The sequence below is a fragment of the Amycolatopsis tolypomycina genome, assembly GCF_900105945.1.
GTDB classification, from domain to species: domain Bacteria; phylum Actinomycetota; class Actinomycetes; order Mycobacteriales; family Pseudonocardiaceae; genus Amycolatopsis; species Amycolatopsis tolypomycina.
Genome location: NZ_FNSO01000004.1, coordinates 4347050 through 4368461 on the forward strand (window position 1 = coordinate 4347050; position 21412 = coordinate 4368461).

General features: G+C 74.7%; 10 protein-coding genes. 6 read left to right on the forward strand and 4 right to left on the reverse strand.

Features of this window, described 5'->3' with window-relative positions; translation table 11 throughout:
* Positions 1-17: 17 nt before the first annotated feature.
* From BLW76_RS29885 to BLW76_RS29895, 3 genes are read right to left on the reverse strand one after another with little or no spacing between them, the layout of a single operon-like run.
* Entirely contained in the window at positions 18-995 is a 978-nt protein-coding gene (locus BLW76_RS29885) for a 3-oxoacyl-ACP synthase (protein WP_091313588.1), read from the reverse strand.
* The gene (locus BLW76_RS29890; protein ID WP_091313591.1) at positions 992-6349 is read right to left on the reverse strand and encodes a condensation domain-containing protein; all 5358 of its coding nucleotides are present in this window, start codon (positions 6347-6349) and stop codon (positions 992-994) included. The genes BLW76_RS29885 and BLW76_RS29890 overlap by 4 nt, the downstream gene beginning before the upstream one ends.
* Before the next feature lie 13 nt (positions 6350-6362).
* Entirely contained in the window at positions 6363-14150 is a 7788-nt protein-coding gene (locus BLW76_RS29895) for a non-ribosomal peptide synthetase (RefSeq protein WP_244170371.1), read from the reverse strand.
* A 265-nt stretch (positions 14151-14415) separates the two neighbouring features.
* Here BLW76_RS29895 and BLW76_RS29900 point away from each other — a divergent pair, with 265 nt between their 5' ends.
* Genes BLW76_RS29900 through BLW76_RS29915 form a run of 4 tightly spaced genes read left to right on the forward strand, consistent with a single transcriptional unit; the run spans position 14416 to position 17712 of the window.
* Positions 14416-14724: an acyl carrier protein gene (locus BLW76_RS29900; protein WP_425266030.1), complete on the forward strand. Its 309-nt coding sequence runs from the start codon at positions 14416-14418 to the stop codon at positions 14722-14724.
* Between the two features lie 5 nt (positions 14725-14729).
* Positions 14730-15860: an acyl-CoA dehydrogenase family protein gene (locus BLW76_RS29905; protein ID WP_091313599.1), complete on the forward strand. Its 1131-nt coding sequence runs from the start codon at positions 14730-14732 to the stop codon at positions 15858-15860.
* Positions 15857-16879 carry an HAD-IIIC family phosphatase gene (locus BLW76_RS29910; RefSeq protein WP_244170372.1) on the forward strand — a complete coding sequence of 341 codons (1023 nt, stop codon included), beginning with the start codon at positions 15857-15859 and terminating at the stop codon, positions 16877-16879. The genes BLW76_RS29905 and BLW76_RS29910 overlap by 4 nt, the downstream gene beginning before the upstream one ends.
* Positions 16876-17712, forward strand: coding sequence for a 3-hydroxyacyl-CoA dehydrogenase family protein (locus tag BLW76_RS29915; RefSeq protein ID WP_091313603.1), 837 nt, complete (start codon positions 16876-16878; stop codon positions 17710-17712). The genes BLW76_RS29910 and BLW76_RS29915 overlap by 4 nt, the downstream gene beginning before the upstream one ends.
* Here the strand turns inward: BLW76_RS29915 and BLW76_RS29920 are convergent.
* A complete protein-coding gene (locus tag BLW76_RS29920) occupies positions 17709-18533 on the reverse strand; it encodes a PaaX family transcriptional regulator (protein WP_091320027.1) in 825 nt (274 codons plus the stop codon). The two genes, BLW76_RS29915 and BLW76_RS29920, sit on opposite strands and share 4 nt — an antisense overlap.
* 154 nt (positions 18534-18687) lie before the next feature.
* On the opposite strand from BLW76_RS29920, the gene BLW76_RS29925 reads away from it, so the two are divergent.
* Positions 18688-20001: an MFS transporter gene (locus tag BLW76_RS29925; RefSeq protein ID WP_167384775.1), complete on the forward strand. Its 1314-nt coding sequence runs from the start codon at positions 18688-18690 to the stop codon at positions 19999-20001.
* Positions 19998-21344 (forward strand): alpha/beta hydrolase, encoded by a 1347-nt coding sequence (locus BLW76_RS29930; protein WP_091313608.1) that lies wholly within the window; start codon positions 19998-20000, stop codon positions 21342-21344. The genes BLW76_RS29925 and BLW76_RS29930 overlap by 4 nt, the downstream gene beginning before the upstream one ends.
* Positions 21345-21412: the final 68 nt, after the last annotated feature.

Sequence of the window (21412 nt, forward strand, 5' to 3'; positions counted from 1 at the left end):
CACCGCCCGCCCCGGGCTCACAGCTCGTGGGCCGTGGTTTCTTCGGTGGTCACCAGCAACGCGCTCCAGGCGGCGGCCGGGCTGATGTTGAGCAGCACCGCACGGCCGTCGAACTCCCCCGTCTCTCTCGCGGTCGAGAGGTTGAAGAACACGTCGTTGGGCCCGAGGTGGCCGTAGCGGGCCAGGTTGTCGAAGCACACTTTCGCGATCGGGACGCCGATCGCCTCCGACCAGTTCCGGAACGCGGCCGTGGACAGGTTCTGGGCGAGCCAGCAGGGGACGTCGGCCGGGCTCAGGCCGTTGCGGGCGAGCAGGCTGGTGACCAGCACCCGCAGCCGGTTGCGGGTCTCCACGGCCAGCCGGAACGCATACACCGCCGGATCGGTGCACTCCTCCCGCCAGCGCGCGAACTCCTCGTCGCGGTACTCGACGCGGAACAGGTCCGCGTAGGCCCCGTTCGTCTCCAGCAGGATGTCCCGGATCCGCAGATTTCCCCGACGGCGCAGAAGAAGCGCGCCACCGCTGTCGCCGTTGACCGTGACGGGGTGACGGTAGCGCCCGGGCGTGGCGGGCTTGCTCCCGTGCAGCACGAGCACGTTCGCCAGGCCCGGGTCGGCACGCAGCAGCCCGCTCGCGGCGAGCAACGCCGGGGTGAGCGACGCGCAGCCGAGGCCGCCGACCGAAAACGCCATCGCCCGCCGCGCGCCCAGCATCGCCTGCAGCCGGGTGGCCTCCGAGCTGACCAGCGTCTGCGGCGCCCGCGGCTCCACGGTCAGGACGACGTCGACGTCGGTCGCGTCGAGGCCCGCGGTGGCCAGCGCCCGCTCCCCCGCACGGGCGGCCAGGTCGGCCGCGGTCAGCGTGTCGTCGGCGGGCACCCGGTCGATGCCGAGCGCGGTGCAGGTCGCGCGTTCGGCATCGGACAGGGACGGCAGCTCGGCGACCGTCAGGAACGTCTCCGGCAGGTACCACGCCGACGCGGCGAGGGCGATCACGTGAGCTCGGTGAACGCGCCCAGGATCTCGTCGGCGAGCGCGTCCAGGCGTTCCTGGCCGACGCCGCCCGCCACGGCCAGCCGCAGCGCTCCGTCGCGCACCGCGCTCGTGACGACCAGCGGGAACCAGGAGGCGACCGCGCGCTTGAGGTTCACCGACAGGTCCCAGCGGGTGCGCAGCAGGCGGACGCCGGAGTCGAACGCCGAGGTGTCGCTCGGCCCGTGCAGCACCAGGACCTCGGGTTCGGGCAGGGCCCGCAGCTGCGCGGTGCCCGGCGTGTCCGGCGAGAGGTGGCGCAGCATCCCGTAGCCGACGCCGTCGTTCGGCACCGACCGCGCGCGGTCGGTGATCTCCGGCAGGCAGTCACGGGCTGTCGTGCCGGGCGCGACCGGCAGCACCAGCGGGTGCAGGGTGGTGAACCAGCCCACCGACGGGCCGCGCCCGGCCAGCCGGTACGGGTTGGGGGTGGCCTCCCCCTCGGTCATCACGAAGGCGCTCGGCGCGCCCTGCCACCGGGCCAGGCCGCAGGACACCGCGCACAGCGCCGCCTCCCGGCCGGCCGCGCCGCCGGCGGACAGCAGCGTGGCGACGGCCGGGTCGTCGAGGGTGCGGGCGGTGATGCCGTCGCCGGGCGAGCCGCCGATGGTTCCCCCGGCTGCACCGGCCCGGAGGGTCGCCGTCCAGTAGGTCAGTTCGCCGGACAGCTCGTCCGAGGCCGCCATCGCCCGCAGGTGCTCGGCCCATTCGCGCCACCGCGGCGGGCGGGGCGCCGGGGCCGCCGCGGTGTGGTCGGCGAGCAGCACGTCGAGGTCGTCGAGAACGACCACAGTGGACATGTTGTCGAAGACGAAGTGGTTGACCAGCAACACGAGCAGTCCGCCGCGAATGCGGCCGCGGTCGTAGTGGCGGACGCGGAACAGCGGCCCGCGCGCGGGGTCCATTTCGGCCTTCATCGCCAGGCAGTCGTCGGCGACGATCCCGAGCTCCTCGTCGTCGCTCAGCGGCGGGAGCACCTTCGTGTCGAACACGTCCGCCGCGGTGACGTCCGCGACCTCGAGGCGGGCGCCGAGTGCGTTGCGCCGCAGCCGGTAGCGCAGGGGTTCGTGCAGGGCCAGCAGGTGCCCGATCGCCGTCCGGATCGCGGCCGCGCCGATCCCGGGCGTGGTTTCCACGGTGTGCACGTCGACGAAGTCGCCGACGTCGTCCGGCATCCGGCGCAGGAAGCTGAGCATGATCGGCGTCGGCGGGATCGCGCGAGGCAGCCCGGGCGCCGCGGACGGCGCGGACACCGGTGCCGGGCCGTCGACGACCGCGGCCCGCGCCAGCTCGCCGAGCGTGCGGCACTGCAGCAGCTGCTGCGGGGTGAAGTGGACGCCGTCCTTCGCCGCCCGCGCGGCCACCCGGACGCCGAGCACCGAATCGCCGCCGAGGTCGAAGAAGTTGTCTCCTCGCGAAACCGGGCCGTCGGTCAGCAGGTCCGCGCAGATCGCGGTGAGGACGCGCTCGGCGTGGGCGACGGTGTCGCTGTCCACAATGGAGGATACAGCCATGGCGGGCTCCCGGTGGGTGGTGGCGGGGACCGGCTCGCCGTCGACGGCCGGGAGTGCGTCGAGCGGGCGGCCGGGTTCGCGCAGCACGGCGTCGAGCAGGCCGGGCAGCAGCCGGGCGAGCGCTTCCGCCGTCTCGCGGTCGAACAGGGCCGTCGCGTACTCGAAGTAGCCGTCCATCGGCCCGTCCTGCTGGTCGATGACGCCGACGGTGAGGTCGAACTTCGCGGTGCCCGGCGCGATCCCGGCCATCGTGCCGCCGCTCTCGGCGAAGCGCGCGCACTCCAGGCCGCCGAGCTCGGCGGTGTCCTGCGGGACGTTCTGGTAGGTGTAGGCGACGTCGAACAGCGGCTGCCGGCCGGGTTCGCGCGGTCCGCACACCGCGGAGACGATCTTCTCCAGGGGGATCTCTTCGTGGTCGAGGACCTGGGCGACGGTGTCCGCGCAGCGCCGGACGAGGTCGGTGAACGACAGCGAGCCCTCGACCCGGGTGCGGAACGGCGGCAGGTTGTTGAAGTACCCCATGAGGTCGTGCGTCGCCGGGTGCGTCCGGCCGGAGGTGGCGACGCCGACGACGACGTCGGTGAACCCGGCCCAGCGGTGCAGCAGGGCGTCGACCAGCGCGAGCATGGTGACGAACGTCGTCACGCCGTGCTCGCGGCTGAACGCACGGGCCGCCTCGGCCGCCGGTTCGGCGACGGAGAACTCCACGAGGCCGCCGTCGAAGGTCTGGGCCGCCGGGCGCGGCCGGTCCAGCGGCAGCTGCGCGGTGGGCAGGCCGGCCAGGGCCGTGCGCCAGAACCGCAGGCCGCGGTCGAGGGTCTCCCCCGTCAGGCGGGTGCGCTGCCAGGCCGCGAAGTCGGCGAACTGGAAGGGCAGGTCCGGCAGGTCGGGAGCCCGCCCGGCCAGCCGGGCCTGGTAGAGCTCGGTGAAGTCGCGGAAGAAGATCGTCGGCGACCAGCCGTCGAAGACGATGTGGTGGTAGGTCCACAGCAGGACGTGGTCGTCGGCGGCCAGGCGCAGCAGGGTGATCCGCACCAGCGGGCCGGTGGCCAGGTCGAACGGGCGGACGGCTTCGGCCTCGGCCAGCCGATGCGCGCGCCGCTCCGCGTCGGGCGACCCGCTCAGGTCGTGCACCACGAGCCGGGGTCCGGGTTCGGCGAGCCGGGTGAACGGCACGCCGTCGTCGTCCGGGACGCAGGTGCGCAGGACCTCGTGCCGGTCGAGCAGGTCCTGCACGGCATCGGCGAGCGCGGCTTCGTCCAAGGGACCGGACAGGCGCAGGTCGTGCGGGATGTTGTAGAGCGCGGTGCCGGGGTTCAGCCGGTCGACGTACCACAGCTGTTCCTGGCCCGCCGACAGCGGCAGCGGTCCGCCGCGTGGGAGGACCGTGATGGCCGGGATGTCTTCGGACGGTCCGCGTTCGGCCCGCACGGCCTCGACGCGGGCGGCGAACGCCCGCACGGTCGGGTGGCCGTACAGGTCGGCGAAGGTCAGCTCGACACCGAAGTCGCGTTCCATGGTGCGCAGCGCGGTGATCGCCGCGATGGACGTCCCGCCGAGGGCGAAGTAGTCGGAACCGGCGGTGAGTTCCTCCTCACCCAGCGCGCGGGCCCAGACCTCGGCGACCCGGCGCTCGGTGTCCACATCGGACACCACGACGGCCGGGGGTTCCCCGGCACGGGTTTCGGCGGCAGGCGCGCCCGGTGGACGGCACCAGCACCGGACACTCTCCAGGGGGTAGGCCGGGGCTTCGATCCGCGGCACGGGCGTCCCGGCGTAGTGGCGGTCCCAGTCGAGCCGGACGCCGAGCCGGTAGAGCGACGCCACCTGCCGCAGCACCGCCCGCCGTCCGGGACCGGCGATCAGCTCGACGCAGCCGAGCTCGGGCGCCAGCCGCCGCATCGTCCGCGACAGCACGCCGCCGGTGCCCAGTTCGACCAGCACCGCGCCGTCGCGGACGAACCCGCGCACCGCCTCGGCCAGCCGACCGGAGTCGAGCGTGGCCCCGACGGCCCGGCCCGCCGCGGCCGCCAAGCCGTCCACAAGGGACAGCTCGCCGCGCGCGATCCGCACCGACAGGTTGCCCGCGCCGGACCCGACGAGGTGGGTGTCGGGCAGGCCCAGCGACCGGGCCAGCCGGTGCAGGGCGTGGTGGACGGCGACGAGCCGGGGCCCCGGCTCGTCGGGCAGCGGGTCGTCGCCGAGGACCGGCCACGCCGCACACAGGTCCGCCCAGAGCTCGGGTTCGACCCCGCCGTCGCCGGAGAACAGCAGCACCACCGGCGGGTCGTCCGCCGCGGGCGCGTCGGGGACGGCGGCCGACCGCAGAGCTGCGGCGAGCGCGGCGGGTTCGCCGGCGACGACGGCGATCCGGAAGGGGTGGTCGTCGCGGCCGCGGTTCATCGCGTGGCCGATGGTGCGCACGTCGTGCCCGCTGGTTTCGGCGAATCCCGCGAGTTCGTCGCGGTAGCGGGCGAGCGCGGATGCCGTCTTCGCCGAGACGGTCACCAGGTGCTCGGTTCCGTCCGGTTCCGTGGGCTCGGGAGCCGGCGGGGGCTGCTCCACGACGGCGTGCACGTTGGTCCCGCTGAGCCCGAACGAGCTCAGGCCCGCGCGTCGCGGCGCGTCGCCGTCCCACGGGCCGAACGCCGGGTTGACCCGCACCGGGCCGCCGAAGTCGATCAGCGGGTTCGGCGTCTCGAAGTGCGCGGTCGGGTACCGGACGCCGCGCCGCACGCTGAGCAGCACCTTGACCAGCCCGGCGACCCCGGCGGCGTTGTCGAGGTGCCCGATGTTGCCCTTGATCGAGCCGATCGCGCAGGACGGGGTCGTCACCCCGGCGTCGAGGAACGCCTGCCGCAGCGCCTCGACCTCGACGACGTCGCCGAGCGGGGTGGCCGAGCCGTGGCACTCGACGTACCCGACGGTGGCCGGGTCGACATCGGCGTCGCGCCAGGCGGCGGTGATCACCTCGGTCTGGGCCGCCCGGCTGGGCGCGCTCATGCTGGCCATCCGGTAGCCGTTGTGGTTGACCGCGATGCCCTTGAGCACGGCGTGCACGTGGTCGCCGTCGGCGAGCGCGGCGGGCAGCGGCTTGAGCACGACGATCCCGCCGCCCTCGCCGCCGACCGCGCCGGTGGCCTTCTCGTCGAACGGACGGCACCGGCCCTCGGGCGACTCGACCCCGCGGACCGGGACGTGCCCGGCCTCCCGGATCGGCACCGGCCGGACGCTGATCCCGCCCGCCAGCGCCAGGTCGGCGGCCCCGCCGCGCAGCAGGGCGACGGCGTGGGCGATCGCGACCAGGCTGCCGCTGCAGGCGGTGTCGAGGACGAGCGCCGGCCCGGTGAAGTCGTGGCGGTAGCTGATCCGCGCCGCGAGCGAGGCCGTCAGGATGCCCAGGATCTGCTGCGGGTCCTCCTCTTCGAAGAGGTCGTCGTAGTCCGACCGCGAGCTCCCGAGGACGACGGCCGTCCGCGAGCCGCGCAGGGACCGGGGCGCGTAGCAGGCGTTTTCGAGGGCTTCATGGGCCAGTTGCAGGATGAGCCGCTGGTGCGGGTCCATCCACGCGGCTTCGGCCGGCGGCACGCCGAAGAACCGGTGGTCGAACCGGTCGATCCGGTCGAGGTAGCCCATCGGCAGGTAGCCGGGCCCGTCCGGGAAGCCGGTTTCCCACAGCCGTTCCTTCGCGGGCTGGCCGGTGACGTCGCGGCCTTCGGCGAGCAGGTCGTGCACGGCGTCCAGCCCGTGGGCGCCCGGCAGCAGGGCGGACACCCCGATGATGGCCACGTCGTCGTTGCGCACCGGCGCCGACCTCCTAGAGCTCGTAGTCCTGCGGGGGATGCAGACCGCGGTCCACCACCCGCCCCAGCGCGGCGGGCGTCGGGTGTTCGAGCATCAGGGCCAGCGCCCCGACGGTGGGGTTGTCGAACAAAGCCCGCGGCGGCAGGGAGGCACCGAAGTCCGCACGCAGCCGGGCGGTGACCCGCAGGCAGAGGAGCGAGTCGCCACCGAGGGCGAAGAAGTCGTCGTCGACGCCGACCTGGTCCACGGAGAGCACCTCGGCCCAGATCCGGCTCAGCGCCCGTTCGGTGGCGGTACGCGGCGCGAGGTAGGACGGCTCGCCCTCGACGGGTGCCGGGGTGGGCTCGCGCGGGGCTGCGGTGGATCCGGCTGCCTCGGTACGCAGGTCACCCGCGGCGGCGGGCTCGCGCGCGGGCGCGGGAGTCGGCGGCTCGCCCGGGAGCGCGGCGGGTTCACGCGGGCCGGCCACCGCCGCGGGCTGTCGATCGCGCGGGCGTGCGGCGGGGCCGGCTGGTTCGCGCAGCAGTTCCACCAGCTCGTCCGCGAGGTCCTCGACCGTGCCGGTGTCGAACAGGGCTGGGTCGTAGCCGAGCCGCAGGGTCAGGGGGTCGGTTTCGCGGGTGCTGCCGTGGGCGACCAGGACCAGCGGGTAGTTGGTGATCTCGACCGCCGTCAGCTCTGCCACGTGCAGCCCGCGCGCGGCCAGGCCCTCCGCGTCGAAGGGGTAGTTCTCGAACACCACGATGCTGTCGAAGAGGCTCGCCCGCGCGGGCAGCCCGCTCCAGCGGCGCAGCGCGGCGAGCGGGACGTGCCCGAACCGGCGCGCCTCGGCCTGGTCGGCCTGCAGCCGCCGGAACCAGCCGGGCCCGTCTTCCGCCACCGTCACCCGGACCGGCACCGTGTTGACGAACATCCCGACGATCGCGTCCACGCCGGGCAGCTCGGGCGGGCGGCCGGACACGACCGCGCCGAAGCAGACGTCCTCGCCACCGCCGTGCCGGGCGAGCAGGCGGGCCCACGAGCCCTGCACGACGGCGTTGACCGTCAACCGGTGCCGCCGGGCGAAGGCGGCCAGGCCGGCCGAGTCCACTGCGGACAGTTGACGGTCCACTGTGGACGTCGAGCGGGTGCGGTGGGCGCGGCCGGGCGGCCGGTCGAACGGCAGCCGGGTGGGGGTGAGGCCGGCCAGTGCCTTCCGCCAGTGGGCTTCGGCCGCCGCCGGATCCTGCTGCGCCAGCCAGGCCAGGTGGTCGGCGAACGGGCGACGCCGGCGGACCGGCACCCCGGCGACGTGGGCCAGGACGTCCGTGAGCACCTCGAAGACGCTCCAGCCGTCGAGGATCACGTGGTGGAACGTCCAGAGCACCCGGATCCGGGCGCCGGCCAGCCGGATCAGGGTGACCCGCAGCAGCGGCGCCGCGGCCGGGTCCAGTCCGGCTTCGCGATCGGCGGCCAGCACCGCGGCTTCGTCGTACGCGCTCCCGTCGTGCACGGTCACCGGCAGGGTCGCGGCCCGGTGCACGACCTGCACCGGTTCGCGGAGGCCGGTCCCGTGGATCGCCGTGCGCAGGGCGGGGATCTCGTCGACGGCCCGCCGCCAGGCCCGTTCGAGGACGGCGGGGTCGTCGACACCGGTCAGGGTGAAGCAGACCTGCTCGAGGTAGGTGCCGGGTTCCGACAGGCTGTGGAAGAGCATCCCGGCCTGCATCGGGGTCAGGGGGTAGACGTCCTCGACGTCGTGGCCGTCGCCGAGGAGCCGGTCGAGCTCGGCCTGGTCCAGCGTGGCGAGCGGGAAGTCCGACGGCGTGCGGCCCCCGGCCCCGGGTTCGGCACAGTGGGCGGCGATCTCCCGGAGAGCCGCGAGCACCTCGGTGGCAAGGCGGGTGACGGAGTGGTGGTCGTGCACGCCCGGGGAGTACGTCCACTCGAACTCGAGCTCCCCGGCGGCGGTGACGGCCGCGGTGATGTCGAGCCGCGCGGTCCCGGTGACGTGGGGTGCCCGGGTCAGGCCGATCACCGAAGGCGGGGCACGGAACGGTTCACCGGTCTCCGGCTCGGCGTCGAAGCGGCCGAGGTAGTTGAACGCCGCCACCGGCCGGGACGCCGGCACCTCCGCCGTCCCGAGGTACCGCAGCGCCCCGTACCCCAGCCCGCGGTCCGGGATCGCCCGCAGGCACTCCTTCACCGACTTCAGCACCGCGCCCCAGCCGCCGTCCCGGGGCACCTCCACGGGGCACGGGTACAGCGTCGTGAACCAGCCGACCGTCCGGGACAGGTCCACGTCGTCGAAGATCGCCTCGCGGCCGTGTCCCTCCAGCTCCAGCAGCACCACGTCCTCGCCCCGCCAGCCGGCGAGGACCCGGCCGAGCGCGCTCACCAGCACCTCGTCCACCCGCGTCCGGTACGCGGCCGGGGTGCCCCGCAGCAGTGCCGCCGTCTCCCCCGCCGCCAGCCGGACCGTCACCGCGCGGGGCGGCCGCGGGTCGCCGTCGGGTGCCGCTTCACCGGTGGACCGCCGCCAGAACGCCAGCTGGTCGTCGAACCGGTGCGCGCCCAGCCGCCGGGACCAGTCGCCGAACGACGTCGTGCGCGGCGGCAGCTCCACCGGCCGCCCCGCCCGGGCCGCGCGGTAGGCCGTGCGCAGGTCGGCGAGGAGGATCCGCCACGAGACGCCGTCCACGACCAGGTGGTGGGCCGCGAGCAGCAGCCGCGAGCCGTCCAGGACGGCCGTGAACAACGCGCCGCCGTCCAGCTCGAAGAAGTCCATGGTGGACACCGGGCCGGCGCGGAAGGCGGCAAAGGGTTCCGCGTACTCCTGCCGCCACGAGCCGTCCTCTCGCCGGAAGCGCAGCCGGAGGGCGTCGTGGTGCGCGACCAGCTCCTCGACGGCCGTGCGCAGGGCCGCGCGGTCGACGTCCGCGGCGAGCTCGGCCGACACCCACTGCGTGAAGTGGCCGGGGTGCTCGGTGACCGTCTCGAAGAACCAGTGCTGGATCGGCGACAACGGCACCGGACCGGACGGCCGGGGCGCCTCCCGCGCGGCCGGCTCCGCCCAGGAGCCCGCCGCGGCCAGCTCGGCCGGGGTCTGCCGGAGGAAGACGTCCTTGGCGCTCAGCCGCAGCCCGAGCTGCCGGGCCCGGGCCACGACCTGGATGCCGAGGATCGAATCCCCGCCGAGCTCGAAGAAGTTGTCCCGCGTCCCGACGTGCTCGACGCCGAGCACCTCGGCCCACACCCGGGTCAGCACCTCCTCGGCGGGCGTGCGGGGCGCCGCGGTGCGGGTTCCCGCGGCGCGCGGGGCCGGCAGCGCCCGGCGGTCGATCTTGCCCTGCGGGGTCAGCGGGAACCGGTCGAGGACGACCAGCGCCCCGGGGACCAGGTGGCCGGGCAGGCTCCGGCCCAGGAACTCCCGCACCGCGGCGGGCTCGACCGGCCGCCGCGGCACGGCGTAGCCGACCAGGCGCTTGTGGCCGGGGGTGTCCTCCCGCGCCAGCACGACGGCTTCGGCGACGTCCGGGTGCCGCCGCAGCGCCGCCTCGACCTCGCCCACCTCGATCCGGAAGCCGCGGATCTTGACCTGGTCGTCGGACCGGCCGAGGAAGTCGAGCACCCACTCCTCCCCTGCCCGCCAGCGCACGACGTCGCCGGTGCGGTAGAGCCTGCTGCCGTGGCCGAACGGGTCGGCGACGAACCGGTCCGCCGTCAGGCCGGGCCGGTCCAGGTAGCCGCGGGCCAGCCCGCTCCCGCCGATGTACAGCTCGCCGGGCACCCCGGCCGGCACCGGGTCGAGGTGGCGGTCCAGCACCAGGCAGCGCGTCCCGGTGATCGGCCGTCCGATCGGCACCGGCCGCCCGCCGTCGGCGGCCCGGACGCGGTGGCAGCTGGTGAAGGTGGTGTTCTCGGTGGGCCCGTAGCCGTTGACCAGCTCCAGGTCCGGCCACCGGGCCAGGACCGCGGCGCACTGCCGCGGCGACAGGACGTCACCGCCGGAAACGAGCCGCCGCAGCCCGGCGAACACCCCGGGGTCGGCCGCCGCCACCTCGTGGAACATCCCCGCGGTGAGCCAGAGCGAGGTCACCCCTTCGGCCCGGACGAAGGCGCCGAGGGCGTCGACCGACGGCACGTCTTCGGTGTCGATCGCCAGCCGCGCCCCGGACAGCAGCGCGCCCCAGATCTCCAGCGTCGAGGCGTCGAACGACAGGGGCGCGTACTGCGTCGCGACGTCGTCGGGGCCGAGCCGGGCGTAGGGGTCGGCGCACAGCCGGGTGACCGCCCGGTGCTCGATCAGCACCCCCTTCGGCCGGCCCGACGAGCCGGAGGTGTAGAGCACGCAGGCCAGGTTCGCCGGCCGGGCCCGGGGCGGCGGGGCCTCGGCGGGCGCCCCTTCGTCGTCCAGGAGCAGCACCCGCGCCCCGCGTGGCACCCGGTCGCGCACCGGCCGGGCGGTGAGCACCGTCGAGGCCCCGGAATCCGCGAGCAGCCACGCCAGCCGCTCGTCCGGGTAGCGCGGGTCGAGGGGGACGTAGGCGCCGCCGGCCTTGAGGACGGCGAGCATGCCGGCGACCGCGTCGATCCCGCGCGGCACGCACAGGCCGATCCGGACGTCCGGGCCGGCGCCGCGGGCGATCAGGCGGTGCGCGAGCCGGTTCGCCCGGGTGTCCAGCTCGCGGTAGGTCCACGCGGTGCCGGCACAGGTCACGGCGACCGCGTCCGGGCGCTCGCGGACGCGCTCGGCGAAGACGTCGAGGACGGTCAGCCCGGGCCCGTCCCCCGGCGGACGGCCCGCCGCCAGCAGCTCGCGGCGTTGCGCGGGCGCCGGGAACGGCAGCCGGGACAACCGCCGCCCCGGGTCGTCGGCGATGCCCGCCAGCAGGGCGAGGAGGTTGCCGGCCAGCCGCCGGATCGTGTCCGCGTCGAACAGCTCGGTGCGGTACTCGAGCGTGGTGCGCAGGCCGCCGTCCCGCGGCTCGAACTCCAGCGTGAGGTCGAACTGCGCGGACCGCCGGGGCAGGTCGAGCTCCTCGACCTCGAGCCCGCTCGGCCGCGGGAGCGCCGCGGGCGCGTTCTGCAGCACCACCATGGTGTTCACCAGCGGCGAGCGGCTCGCGTCGCGGTCCGGGGCCAGCAGCTCCACCAGGCGGCCGAACGGGACGTCGTCGTGGGCCATCGCGTCGAGCACGGTCGAGCGGACGCCGGTCAGGAAGCCGGCGAACGGTGGGTCGCCGTCGAGGCGGGAGCGGAGGACGACGGTGTTGACGAAGAAGCCGACGAGGCCGGCCAGCTCGTCCCAGGACCGCCCGGCCGTCACCGTGCCGAGCGCGATGTCGCGCTGGCCGGTGTAGCGCGCGAAGAGCACCTGCGCGGCCGCGACCAGCGTCATGAACAGCGTGGCCCCGCGCTCGCGGCCGATCTCGGCCAGCCGGGCCGTCACGGCCGGGGGCACGGTGCACCGGTGGGTCGCGCCCGCCGTCCCCCGCACCGCGGGCCGCGGCCGGTCGGCGGGCAGCTCCAGCGCCGTCACCCCGGCCAGCTGCCGTTCCCAGTAGGCGATCCGGTCGTCGAGCTCCGGGCCGGCGAGCCGCTCGCGTTGCCAGGCGGCGAAGTCGGCATAGCGCAACGGCAACGGCGGTAGCTCGGCCGCCTTCCCGGAGTACAGCAGGCCGAGCTCGCCGGCGAGCACGCCCATCGACCAGCCGTCGGTGACGATGTGGTGCAGCACCAGCACCAGCAGGTGGTCGTCCGGCCCCAGCTCGAACACCGTGGCCCGGAACAACGGGCCGCGGGCGAGGTCGAACGGCCGCTCCACCTCCGCGAGCAGATCCTGCTCGAGGTCACCGGCCGCGCGGACGTCCGGCCTGATCACCGGCGGCGGCCCGATGACCTGGACGCCCCGCCCGGCCACGGTGGGGAACGTCGTGCGCAGGGACTCGTGGCGGGCGGCCAGCGCGGTCAGCGCGCTCGCCAGCGCGTCGAGCGAGAGGGGCCCGCGCAGCCGGAAACCCGCGCTGGTGTTGTACTCGGCGCTGCCCGGCGCGAGCTGGTCGAGGAACCAGAGCCGCTGCTGCCCGGACGACAGGGGCAGCGCGGCCCCCGGCGTCGCCGGTGCGGGCGCGGGGCTGCCGGGCGCGGCCGGGAGCGCGGCCGCGAGCCCGGCGACGGTCCGGTGCTCGAACACGGCCCGGGCGGGCAACGCCGTGCCCAGGCGGCGGTTGAGCGTCCCGGCCGCCCGCATGGCGCCGATGGAGTCCCCGCCCAGCTCGACGAAGTCGTCGTCGGTGCCGACGCGGTCCAGCCCGAGCACCTCGCACCAGACTGCGGCCACCAGTTCCTCGGCCGGGCTGCGCGGAGCGGCGCCCTCGGGGCTTCCGGGCGCGGGCAGGGCGCGGCGGTCGAGCTTGCCGCCGCCGGTCAGCGGCAGCGCGGCCAGCTCGACGAACCGGGCGGGCACCAGGTGATCCGGGACGCGGTCGCGCAGGTACCCCCGCAGTCCGGTGACCGGTGCCGTCTTCGGCACGACGTAGGCGACCAGCTGGGCGTCGCGGCCGTTTCGTCCGGCCACGACGGCCGCGGCGGCCAGGCCCGGGTGGCCCCGCAGGGCGGCTTCGGCTTCGGCCGGGTCGACCCGGATGCCGCGGATCTTGACCTGGCCGTCGGCGCGGCCGAGGAAGTCCAGCAGCCCGTCGTCGCGGCGGCGCACCCGGTCGCCGGTGCGGTACATCCGCGAGCCGGGCGGCCCGGCCGGATCGGCGACGAACGCGGCGGCGGTGGCACCCGGCCGGCCGAGGTACCCGCGGGAAAGCCCTTCCCCGGCAAGACAGAGCTCGCCCTCCGCGGCCGGTCGCAGCCCGGCGTCCAGTACCTGCGCGCGCGTGCCCGCGATCGCGCGGCCGAGCACGGCCCGCCCGGCGGGCGCCACCCGGCAGACGAGACTGTCCACAGTGGTCTCGGTGGTGCCGTAGGCGTTCCAGGCCACCACGCCGGCGGCTTCGAGCGCGGCACCCAGCCCGGGATCGACGGGCTCCCCGCCGGTGACGACCACGCGCGGCCGCGCGGGACCGTCCAGGAGGCCGGCGAGCAGCAGCATCCGGAGGTGGGACGGGGTCACGTCGAGCACGTCGACCCGCGCGGCGGCCAGCGCGGCGACGGTCTCCCGCGGGTCGCGCAGGGCGGTCTCGTCGAGGACGTGCAGCTCGTGCCCGGCCAGCATCCACAGCAGCGGAACCCAGGAGGCGTCGAAGGACAGGGTGGTGGTGTGGGCCACCCGCAGCCGCTCGCCCGCGGTGGCGAAGATTCCCGCGCGGTGGGCGGCGAAGAGGGCGAGGAGGCCGCCGTGGGTGCCCAGCACACCGCGGGGCCGTCCGGTCGACCCGGAGGTGTAGAGCACGTACGCCAGGTTGCCGGGCCGGATCCGCGGCAGCGGAACGGCAGGCCGGTCCCCACCTGTCCCGAACACGGGCGCGCACGACGGCGGCAGCCCACCGGCCTGCTCCGGCCGGGTCAGCACCAGGGTGATCCCCGCGTCCTCGACCAGCGAGGCCCGGTGCCGGGGCGGGTGCGCCGGATCGAGCGGGACACACGCGGCGCCCGCCTTCAGGATGCCGAACAGCGCCACCACCATGTCGGTCCCGCGTTCGAGCAGGAGCCCGACCCGGGTTTCCGGCCCCGCTCCCCGCTCGGCGAGGCGGGCCGCCACCGCGTCGCTGCGGGCCGCCAGTTCCGCGTAGCTCGACCGGGTGCGGCCGCACACCACCGCGGTTTCCGCCGGTGTGCGGGCCGCCCGGTGGGCCAGCAGGTCGCCCACGCTGCTCAATGGTCCAGTCGTGGTAGTCATCCCCAGAATTCCCCGTGCACGATGCCGGAAATCCCGGCGGTGACGAACTCCGGATACTTCCAGCGGCTTCGCGCCGACGGCAAGCCGCCGATCGAGGGATCGGCGATCACTGTCCATAATTGCCGCCGAACACAAGGGAAATTGATCGTCCATTGGGGACATTCGAATTCCGGGCAAGCGATTACGCCGTTCGGCGCCGTCGGTGCGCGGAAGTCCGTGTTAGCTTCGAACGGGGGTGACCTTCGTCGAGGGAGGACGCGTGACGGGCGGACAGCCGGGGGGCGCGGACAGCACCGCCGAGGAGATCTTGGCCGAACTGACCGGGTTCTTCGCCACCGCCACGGCCGGGAACACCCCCGGACCCGACGAAGACTACTTCGCGCTGGGCCTGGTGAATTCACTGCTGGCCCTGGAGCTCGTGGCGCACATCGAGCGCCGGTTCGGTATCGAAGTCGCGGTGGAAGACCTCGACCTCGACAATTTCCGGACGATGAACCGCGTGACCGCCTTCGTGCTCGGCAAACGATCGGCCGGAAGTCGGTGACCACAATGGACTCACGGGGCTCCGCCCCGGGCCGGGGGCTCTGCCACCCGGAACCCCCGAAAACCGGCTATGACTCCGCCGCGTTCGCGGCGTCGCTGCGGCCGGACGCGGCGGAGTGGGACGCCCGCGGCGGTCTTCCGCCGGACGTCGTCAAAGCCGTGGCGCACGAGGGTTTCCTGGCCACCGACCGTGCGCCGGGCGCGCTCGGTGCGCTGTGCGCCGACTTCGGCAGCGTGTGCAGCTCGCTGCGAGCCCTGGTCACGGTGCAGGGCATGGTCGCCGCGGCCGTCCGGCGCTGGGGCACCGCCGCCCAGCGTGAGCGCTGGCTCCCGGCACTGGCGCGCGGTGCCGTCCTCGCCGGGTTCGCGGCCACCGAACCCGGCGCCGGGAGCGACCTGTCCGCCGTGACGACGTCCGCCGAGCGCGAGGGCGGGCAGGTGCGCCTGCGGGGCCGCAAGCTGTGGGTCACCTTCGGGCAGCTGGCCGACGTCTTCCTCGTGCTCGCCACGGCCGCGGGCCGTCCCGTCACGGTGCTCGTCGAAGCCGACCGGCCGGGCGTCGACGTCGAACCCGTGCGGGGCCAGCTGGGAATGCGTGCGGCGCAGCTCGCCCACGTCCGGTTCGACGGGGTGCTCGTGCCCGCGGAAAACCTGCTCGCCCCACCGGGTTTCGGTCTCTCGCACGTCGTGGCGACGGCACTGGACCACGGGCGGTTCACCGTCGCCTGGGGCTGTGTCGGGATGGCGGAGGCGTGCCTGCGCGCGGCCGCGGACCACGCCGCGGACCGGGTGCAGGGCGGGGTGCGGCTGGCCGGGCACCAGACCGTGCGCGCCCTGCTCGGCCGGAGCCTGGCCGACACGACGGCCGCGCGCGAGCTGTGCGCCCGCGCCGCGACCCTGCGGGAGCACGGCGACCCGGGAGCCGTGGCCGGGACCGTGCTGGCCAAGTACGTCGCCGCGCGGGCCGCCGCCGCGGTCGCCGACCGGGCCGGCCAGGTCCTCGGGGCCGCGGGCTGCGCGGAAGAAAGCCCGGTGGGCCGGTTCTTCCGCGACGCCAAGGTCATGCGGATCATCGAAGGCGCCGACGAGGTCGCCGAGCAGCAGCTCGGCGAGTACGCGCTGCGGTGGCGGCCGTGAAGACCGTCAAGTGCCTGGTCTGGGACCTCGACGACACGCTCTGGGACGGCGTCGTGCTGGAAGGCGACCGGCCGCGGCCGTTCCCCGCCGCGATCGACACCCTGCACACGCTGGACCGGCGGGGGATCCTGCACGCCGTGGCGGGCCGCGGCGAGCCCGCGCGCGCCGCCGGGCACCTCGCCGAACACGGCCTGGCGGAACTGTTCTGCGCGGTCGAAGTCGGCTGGGGCGAGAAGTCCGCGGCGATCCGCCGCATCGCCGCGGAGCTGAACATCGGCCTGGACACCATCGCCTTCGCCGACAACGACCCGGCCGAGCGCGCCGAGGTCGCCGCCGCTCTGCCGATGGTCCGCTGCTACCCCGCCGAGCGGGTCGGCGAGCTCGCCGGCCTCGCCGAGTTCCGGCCGGCGCTGGTGACCGGCGAGTCGCGCCGGCGGCGGCACCGGTACCTCGCCGAACGCGACCGGGTCGCGGCGGAACGCGCGTTCCCCGGATCGCCGCCGGAGTTCCTCACCTCGCTCGGGCTGACGATGACCGTGCGGGCCGCGACCGAGGACGACTTCGCCCGCGCGCACGAGCTCACCCTGCGGACGCACCAGCTCAACACCACCGGCCGCACCCTCGACGCCGCCCAGCTGCGCGAGCTGTGCGCGTCGCGCGAACACGAGGTGCTCGTCGCCGACGTGACCGACCGGTTCGGGGCGCACGGCACCGTCGGGCTCGCGGTGCTGCACCACGACGGCACCGACGTCGTCCTCGAGCTGCTCCTGACGTCGTGCCGGGTGCTCAACCGCGGGATCGGCACGGCCCTGCTCGGGCACCTGGTGCGGGACATCCTCGCGCGCGGACGGCGTCCGGTCGCCCGCTTCGTCCCGACGGCAGCCAACCGGATCATGCTGGTGACGCTGCGGTTCGCCGGGTTCGAACCGGCCGGCGAGGAGACGCTGGCGTTCGACCCGCGGCGGCCGCCGCCCGCGGCACCCGGGCACGTCCGGATCGTCGACGGGAGGGCGCGGTGAAGGTGGGAGTGGTGGGTGCCGGGGTGATGGGCACCGGGGTCGCGCAGTGCTTCGCCGCGGCCGGGCACGACGTCGTCGTCGCCGACGCCGACCCCCGAGCGCTGGCCCGGGGCCCGGAAGGGATCCGGACCGGCCTGCGGATGGCGGCGCTGCTCGGCTCCCGCCCGCCGGCCGGGACCGGGGACCGGATCCGCTGGACCGGACGGCTCGAAGACCTGGGCGGCAGCGAGTTCGTCGTCGAGTGCGCGGCGGAACGGCTGGCGCTGAAGGAAAAGCTGTTCGCCGAACTCGACGGGCTCTGTCCGGTCGCGACGGTCCTCGCCTCCTGCACCTCCGCGGTGCCGATCGGCAGGCTCGCCGCCGCCACCGGCCGCGCGGACCGGGTCATCGGCACCCACTTCATGAACCCGGCCCCGCTGAAGGACACCGTCGAGGTGGTCCGCGCGGCCACGACGGGCGAGGAAACCCTGCGCACCACCACGGACGTGCTGGCCGGGCTGGGCAAGCGGGCGATCGTGGTCGCCGACGGCCCGGGCTTCGTCGCCAACCGCGTGCTGATGGCCACGATCAACGAGGCGATCGCGACGGTCGGCGACGGCATCGCCGACGCCGGCACGGTCGACCGCGTCTTCGAAACCTGCTTCGGGCACGCGATGGGCCCGCTGCGCACCGCCGACCTCATCGGGCTCGACGTCATCCTGGACACCTTGGTGGTGCTGCTCGAGTGCACCGGACAACCGATGTACCGCCCGTGCCCGCTGCTGACCGAGCTGGTGGGCACCGGCAGGCTGGGCCGGAAAACCGGCCGGGGCCTGCATTCCTACCCGGCCTAGCCGGACGTCGGCAGCAGTTCGAGCGTCTCGGCGGCCAGCCGGTCCGCGCCGTCGCGGAAGTCCGCGTCCAGCTTGCGGAACAACGTCTCGGCCTCGATCGCCGGCCAGTCCGCCGGCAGGTGACCGGCCGGGAGGTGGGGGTCGCGGCGGACGACGTGCAGCCAGTCCGAGTGCAGCATCAGCCGGCGCGTCAGGTCGTCCGGGAACGACGGCTTCCCGGCGTCCCACTTCTCCATGAAGTCGTGGTAGCGCGAAGCGATCGTCGCCGTGTCGAAGGCCTTGCGGACGAGCTCGGCCGCTTCCGTCGGCTTCGCCGGGTGCGCCGTGAAGACCGTGACGTGCCCGTCGAGCCCGAGCTGCTCGACGATCGCCGAGACGTCGCGGACGCCCGGGGCGACCCACAACCCGTTCTGCAGCAGGCCGAACCCGGCCCAGGTCAGCTGGCGGCGCAGGTCGTGCCGGTCGCCGCGGCGGGTGTCGGGCAGGGAGAAGCCGACCAGCGTCCAGCCGCCGTCTTCCGACCGGTTGACCGCGCCGGTTTCCCAGATCCGCCGCCTGCCGTCCTCGAGGACCGCGGCGAGGCGCTCGCTGAGCCCGAAGTAGACCCTCCGCCCGTGCCGGTGGCGGGTCAGCAACCCGGTGCCCGCCATGCGGGTCAGCGTCGAGCGGACCGCTTCCTCCGAGACGCCGACCCGGCCGAACACGTCGATCACGCTGCCCGAATAGATCGCGCTCGCCCGGCCGAGCAGGTGGATGCCCAGGAAGGTGAGCATGACGGACTTCGGGCGGGGCCCGGAGCCGGTCTCGTCGAAGTGCGGCACGAGCGTCAGCGTAACCCGGCCCGCGATCACTTGATGTTGTGCAGAATATTGACGGCCGTCATGCCCCTGACTAACGTTGGGGCCCGCTCCCCCGTCGTCCGCCCCGGACGAACCTGCGCCGGAAGACCTGCCCCCAAAGACGAGGGTGAACCTCATGAGCACTCAGCTCCGCAGAGCGGTTGCGTCCAGCTACCTCGGCAGTCTCATCGAGTACTACGACTTCCTCCTCTACGCCACCGCGAGCGCGGTGGTCTTCGGCAAGGTCTTCTTCGCCGACCTCGATCCGGCTCTGGCCACAGTCGCCAGCTTCGGCACGTTCGCCACCGGCTACCTCGCCCGCCCGCTCGGCGGCCTGATCTTCGGTCACTTCGGCGACCGCCTGGGCCGCAAGCGGATGCTCGTGCTCACCATGACCCTGATGGGCCTCGCGAGCTTCCTCATCGGCCTGCTCCCCGGCTACGCCCAGATCGGCGCGGTCGCCCCGATCGGCCTGGTGCTGCTCCGCATCGTGCAGGGCATCGCGGTCGGCGGCGAGTGGGGCGGCGCCGTGCTGATGTCGGCCGAGCACGCGCGGTCCCGCCGCGGGCTGTGGGCGGGCTTCACCAACGCCGGCGCCCCGAGCGGCATGGTCGTGTCCACGCTGGCCATGTCCGCCACCGCGGCGCTGACGTCCGAAGCGGACTTCCTCGCCTGGGGCTGGCGGATCCCGTTCCTGCTCAGCATCGTCCTGCTCGCGATCGGCCTGTTCGTGCGCTCCCGCGTCGACGAGACGCCCGCGTTCCTGGCCGCCCGCAAGGAAGAACGGCGCCGGCTCCCGGTCGTCGCCGTGCTGCGGGACCACCCGCGCGTGCTGCTGCTCGGCATCGGCGTCGGGCTCGCCGCGTTCGTCGTCCAGGCCACGCTGACCACGTTCGTGCTCGCCTACGGCGTCCAGCACGGGCACCCGCGGCCGGAGATGCTCAACGCGCTCACGCTGTCCTCGGCCTGCGCGGTCGCGGGCATCCTGCTGTGGTCGGCGCTGTCGGACCGGATCGGCCGCCGCCCGGTCGTCCTGGCCGGCGTGGCCGCGATGGCGGTGTTCGGGTTCCTGCTGTTCCCGATGGTCCGCAGCGACAGCGGGTTCCTGCTCGTCCTGGCTCTGGTGATCGGCCAGGGCATCATCCACCCGATGATGTACGGCCCGCTGGCCGCCCTCTACTCCGAGCTGTTCGACACCGAAAGCCGCTACACCGGCGCGTCGCTGGGCTACCAGCTCGCCGGGCTCGGCGCCGGGTTCGCCCCGCTGATCTTCGCCGAGCTCCAGCGCGCCAACGGCGGCGGCTCGACCACCCCCGTGTCGTGGACCATCGCCGCGTTCTGCCTCCTGTCGGCGGTCTGCGTGCTGGCCCTGCGGGAGACCCACCGCCGCGACCTCACCCCCGAGCCGGGTGTCCCCGCGGCCGCCCAGCGGGAAGGACACCGAGGATGAGCAGGTGGCTCCGCCGCGTCGGCGCCCTTGTCGTCACGACACTGACCGCGATCGGCCTGACCACCGGCAGCACGGCACAGGCCGCCACCCCCACGCACTACACCGGGCAGCTGCCCGACGGCGCGACCTGGGTGGCGGACGTGCCGGCCGCGTGGAACGGGACGGTCATCCTCTACAGCCACGGCTTCGGGCCACTGGAGGCGCGCAACGCGCCGGACGAGCCGACCGGGCAGGCCCTGCTCGACGCCGGCTACGCGCTGATCGGCTCGTCCTACAGCGGCCCGTCGTGGTGGGCGCTCGCCTCCGCCCCGCGTGACCAGTTCGCCTCCCTCGACGAGCTCGTGCGGAAGATCGGCGAGCCTCGCCGCACCATCGCGTGGGGCACGTCGATGGGCGGGCTGGTGAGCGCCCTCGAAGCGGAGTCCGGCCACCGGCGGCTCGACGGCGCGCTGACGACGTGCGGCCTGGTCGCCGGCGCGCTGAACCTGAACAACTACCAGCTCGACGGCGAATACGCGTTGTCGCGCCTGCTCTCCCCGGCCCAGCCGGTGAAGCTGGTCCGCTTCGCGAACGCCGACGAGGCGAACGCGTCGGGGGCGGCGCTGACGAAGCTCGTCACCGACGCCCAGGCCACCGCGGCCGGCCGGGCCCGGATCGCCCTCGGCGCGGCGCTGATGAACACGCCGACGTGGCTGGCCGGCGACGCCCCGCCCGGCCCGGCCGACTACCTGGGCCAGGAACAGCAACAACAGCAGGCGCTGGCCCAGTTCGTGCTCGGGTTCGTCGTCTCCGGCCGCTACCAGGTCGAGCTCGCGGCGGGCGGCAACAGCGCGTTCACCCGCGGTGTGGACTACCGAGCGCTGTTGTCGGGCAGCCCGCTGGCCCGCCAGGTCCGGGCGCTGTACCGGGCGGCGGGCCTCGATCTGGACGCCGAGCTGGGCGAGCTGACCCGCCACGCGGACATCACGCCCGACCCGCAGGCGATCGCCACGCTGGCCCGCACGTCGCAGGCGACCGGGCGGCTTCGCGTGCCCTCGCTGGCCATCCACACCACGGCGGACCACCTGGTGCCGGTCGAGCAGGAGAACTGGTACGCCGGCCGGGTCCGGGCGGCGGGCCGGGAACCGTTGCTGCGCCAGGCGTACGTGGGCGCGGCGGGGCACTGCGCGTTCCAGCCGTCGGAGACCATCGCGGCGCTGCACGCCCTGGAGTCCCGGATCGAGACGGGCCGGTGGCCCGACCTGCGGCCCGAGCGCCTCAACGCGGCCGCCGCCGCACTCGGCGCACCGGGGCGGTATCTCGGGTACAGCCCGGCACCGCTCACCGGCGCGGGTCACCGCTGAGCCTTCCTTGCGTCACGGTAAATCATTACTTGCCGAACTTGCATTTGATGTCAACGGCCGGGGTCCCT

Excerpts from the sequence above, each read along its gene's own strand:
- BLW76_RS29925 (WP_167384775.1), top strand. The coding sequence starts at position 18,688 with ATGAGCACTCAGCTCCGCAGAGCGGTTGCGTCCAGCTACCTCGGCAGT.
- BLW76_RS29905 (WP_091313599.1), top strand. The coding sequence starts at position 14,730 with ATGGACTCACGGGGCTCCGCCCCGGGCCGGGGGCTCTGCCACCCGGAA.
- BLW76_RS29930 (WP_091313608.1), top strand. The coding sequence starts at position 19,998 with ATGAGCAGGTGGCTCCGCCGCGTCGGCGCCCTTGTCGTCACGACACTG.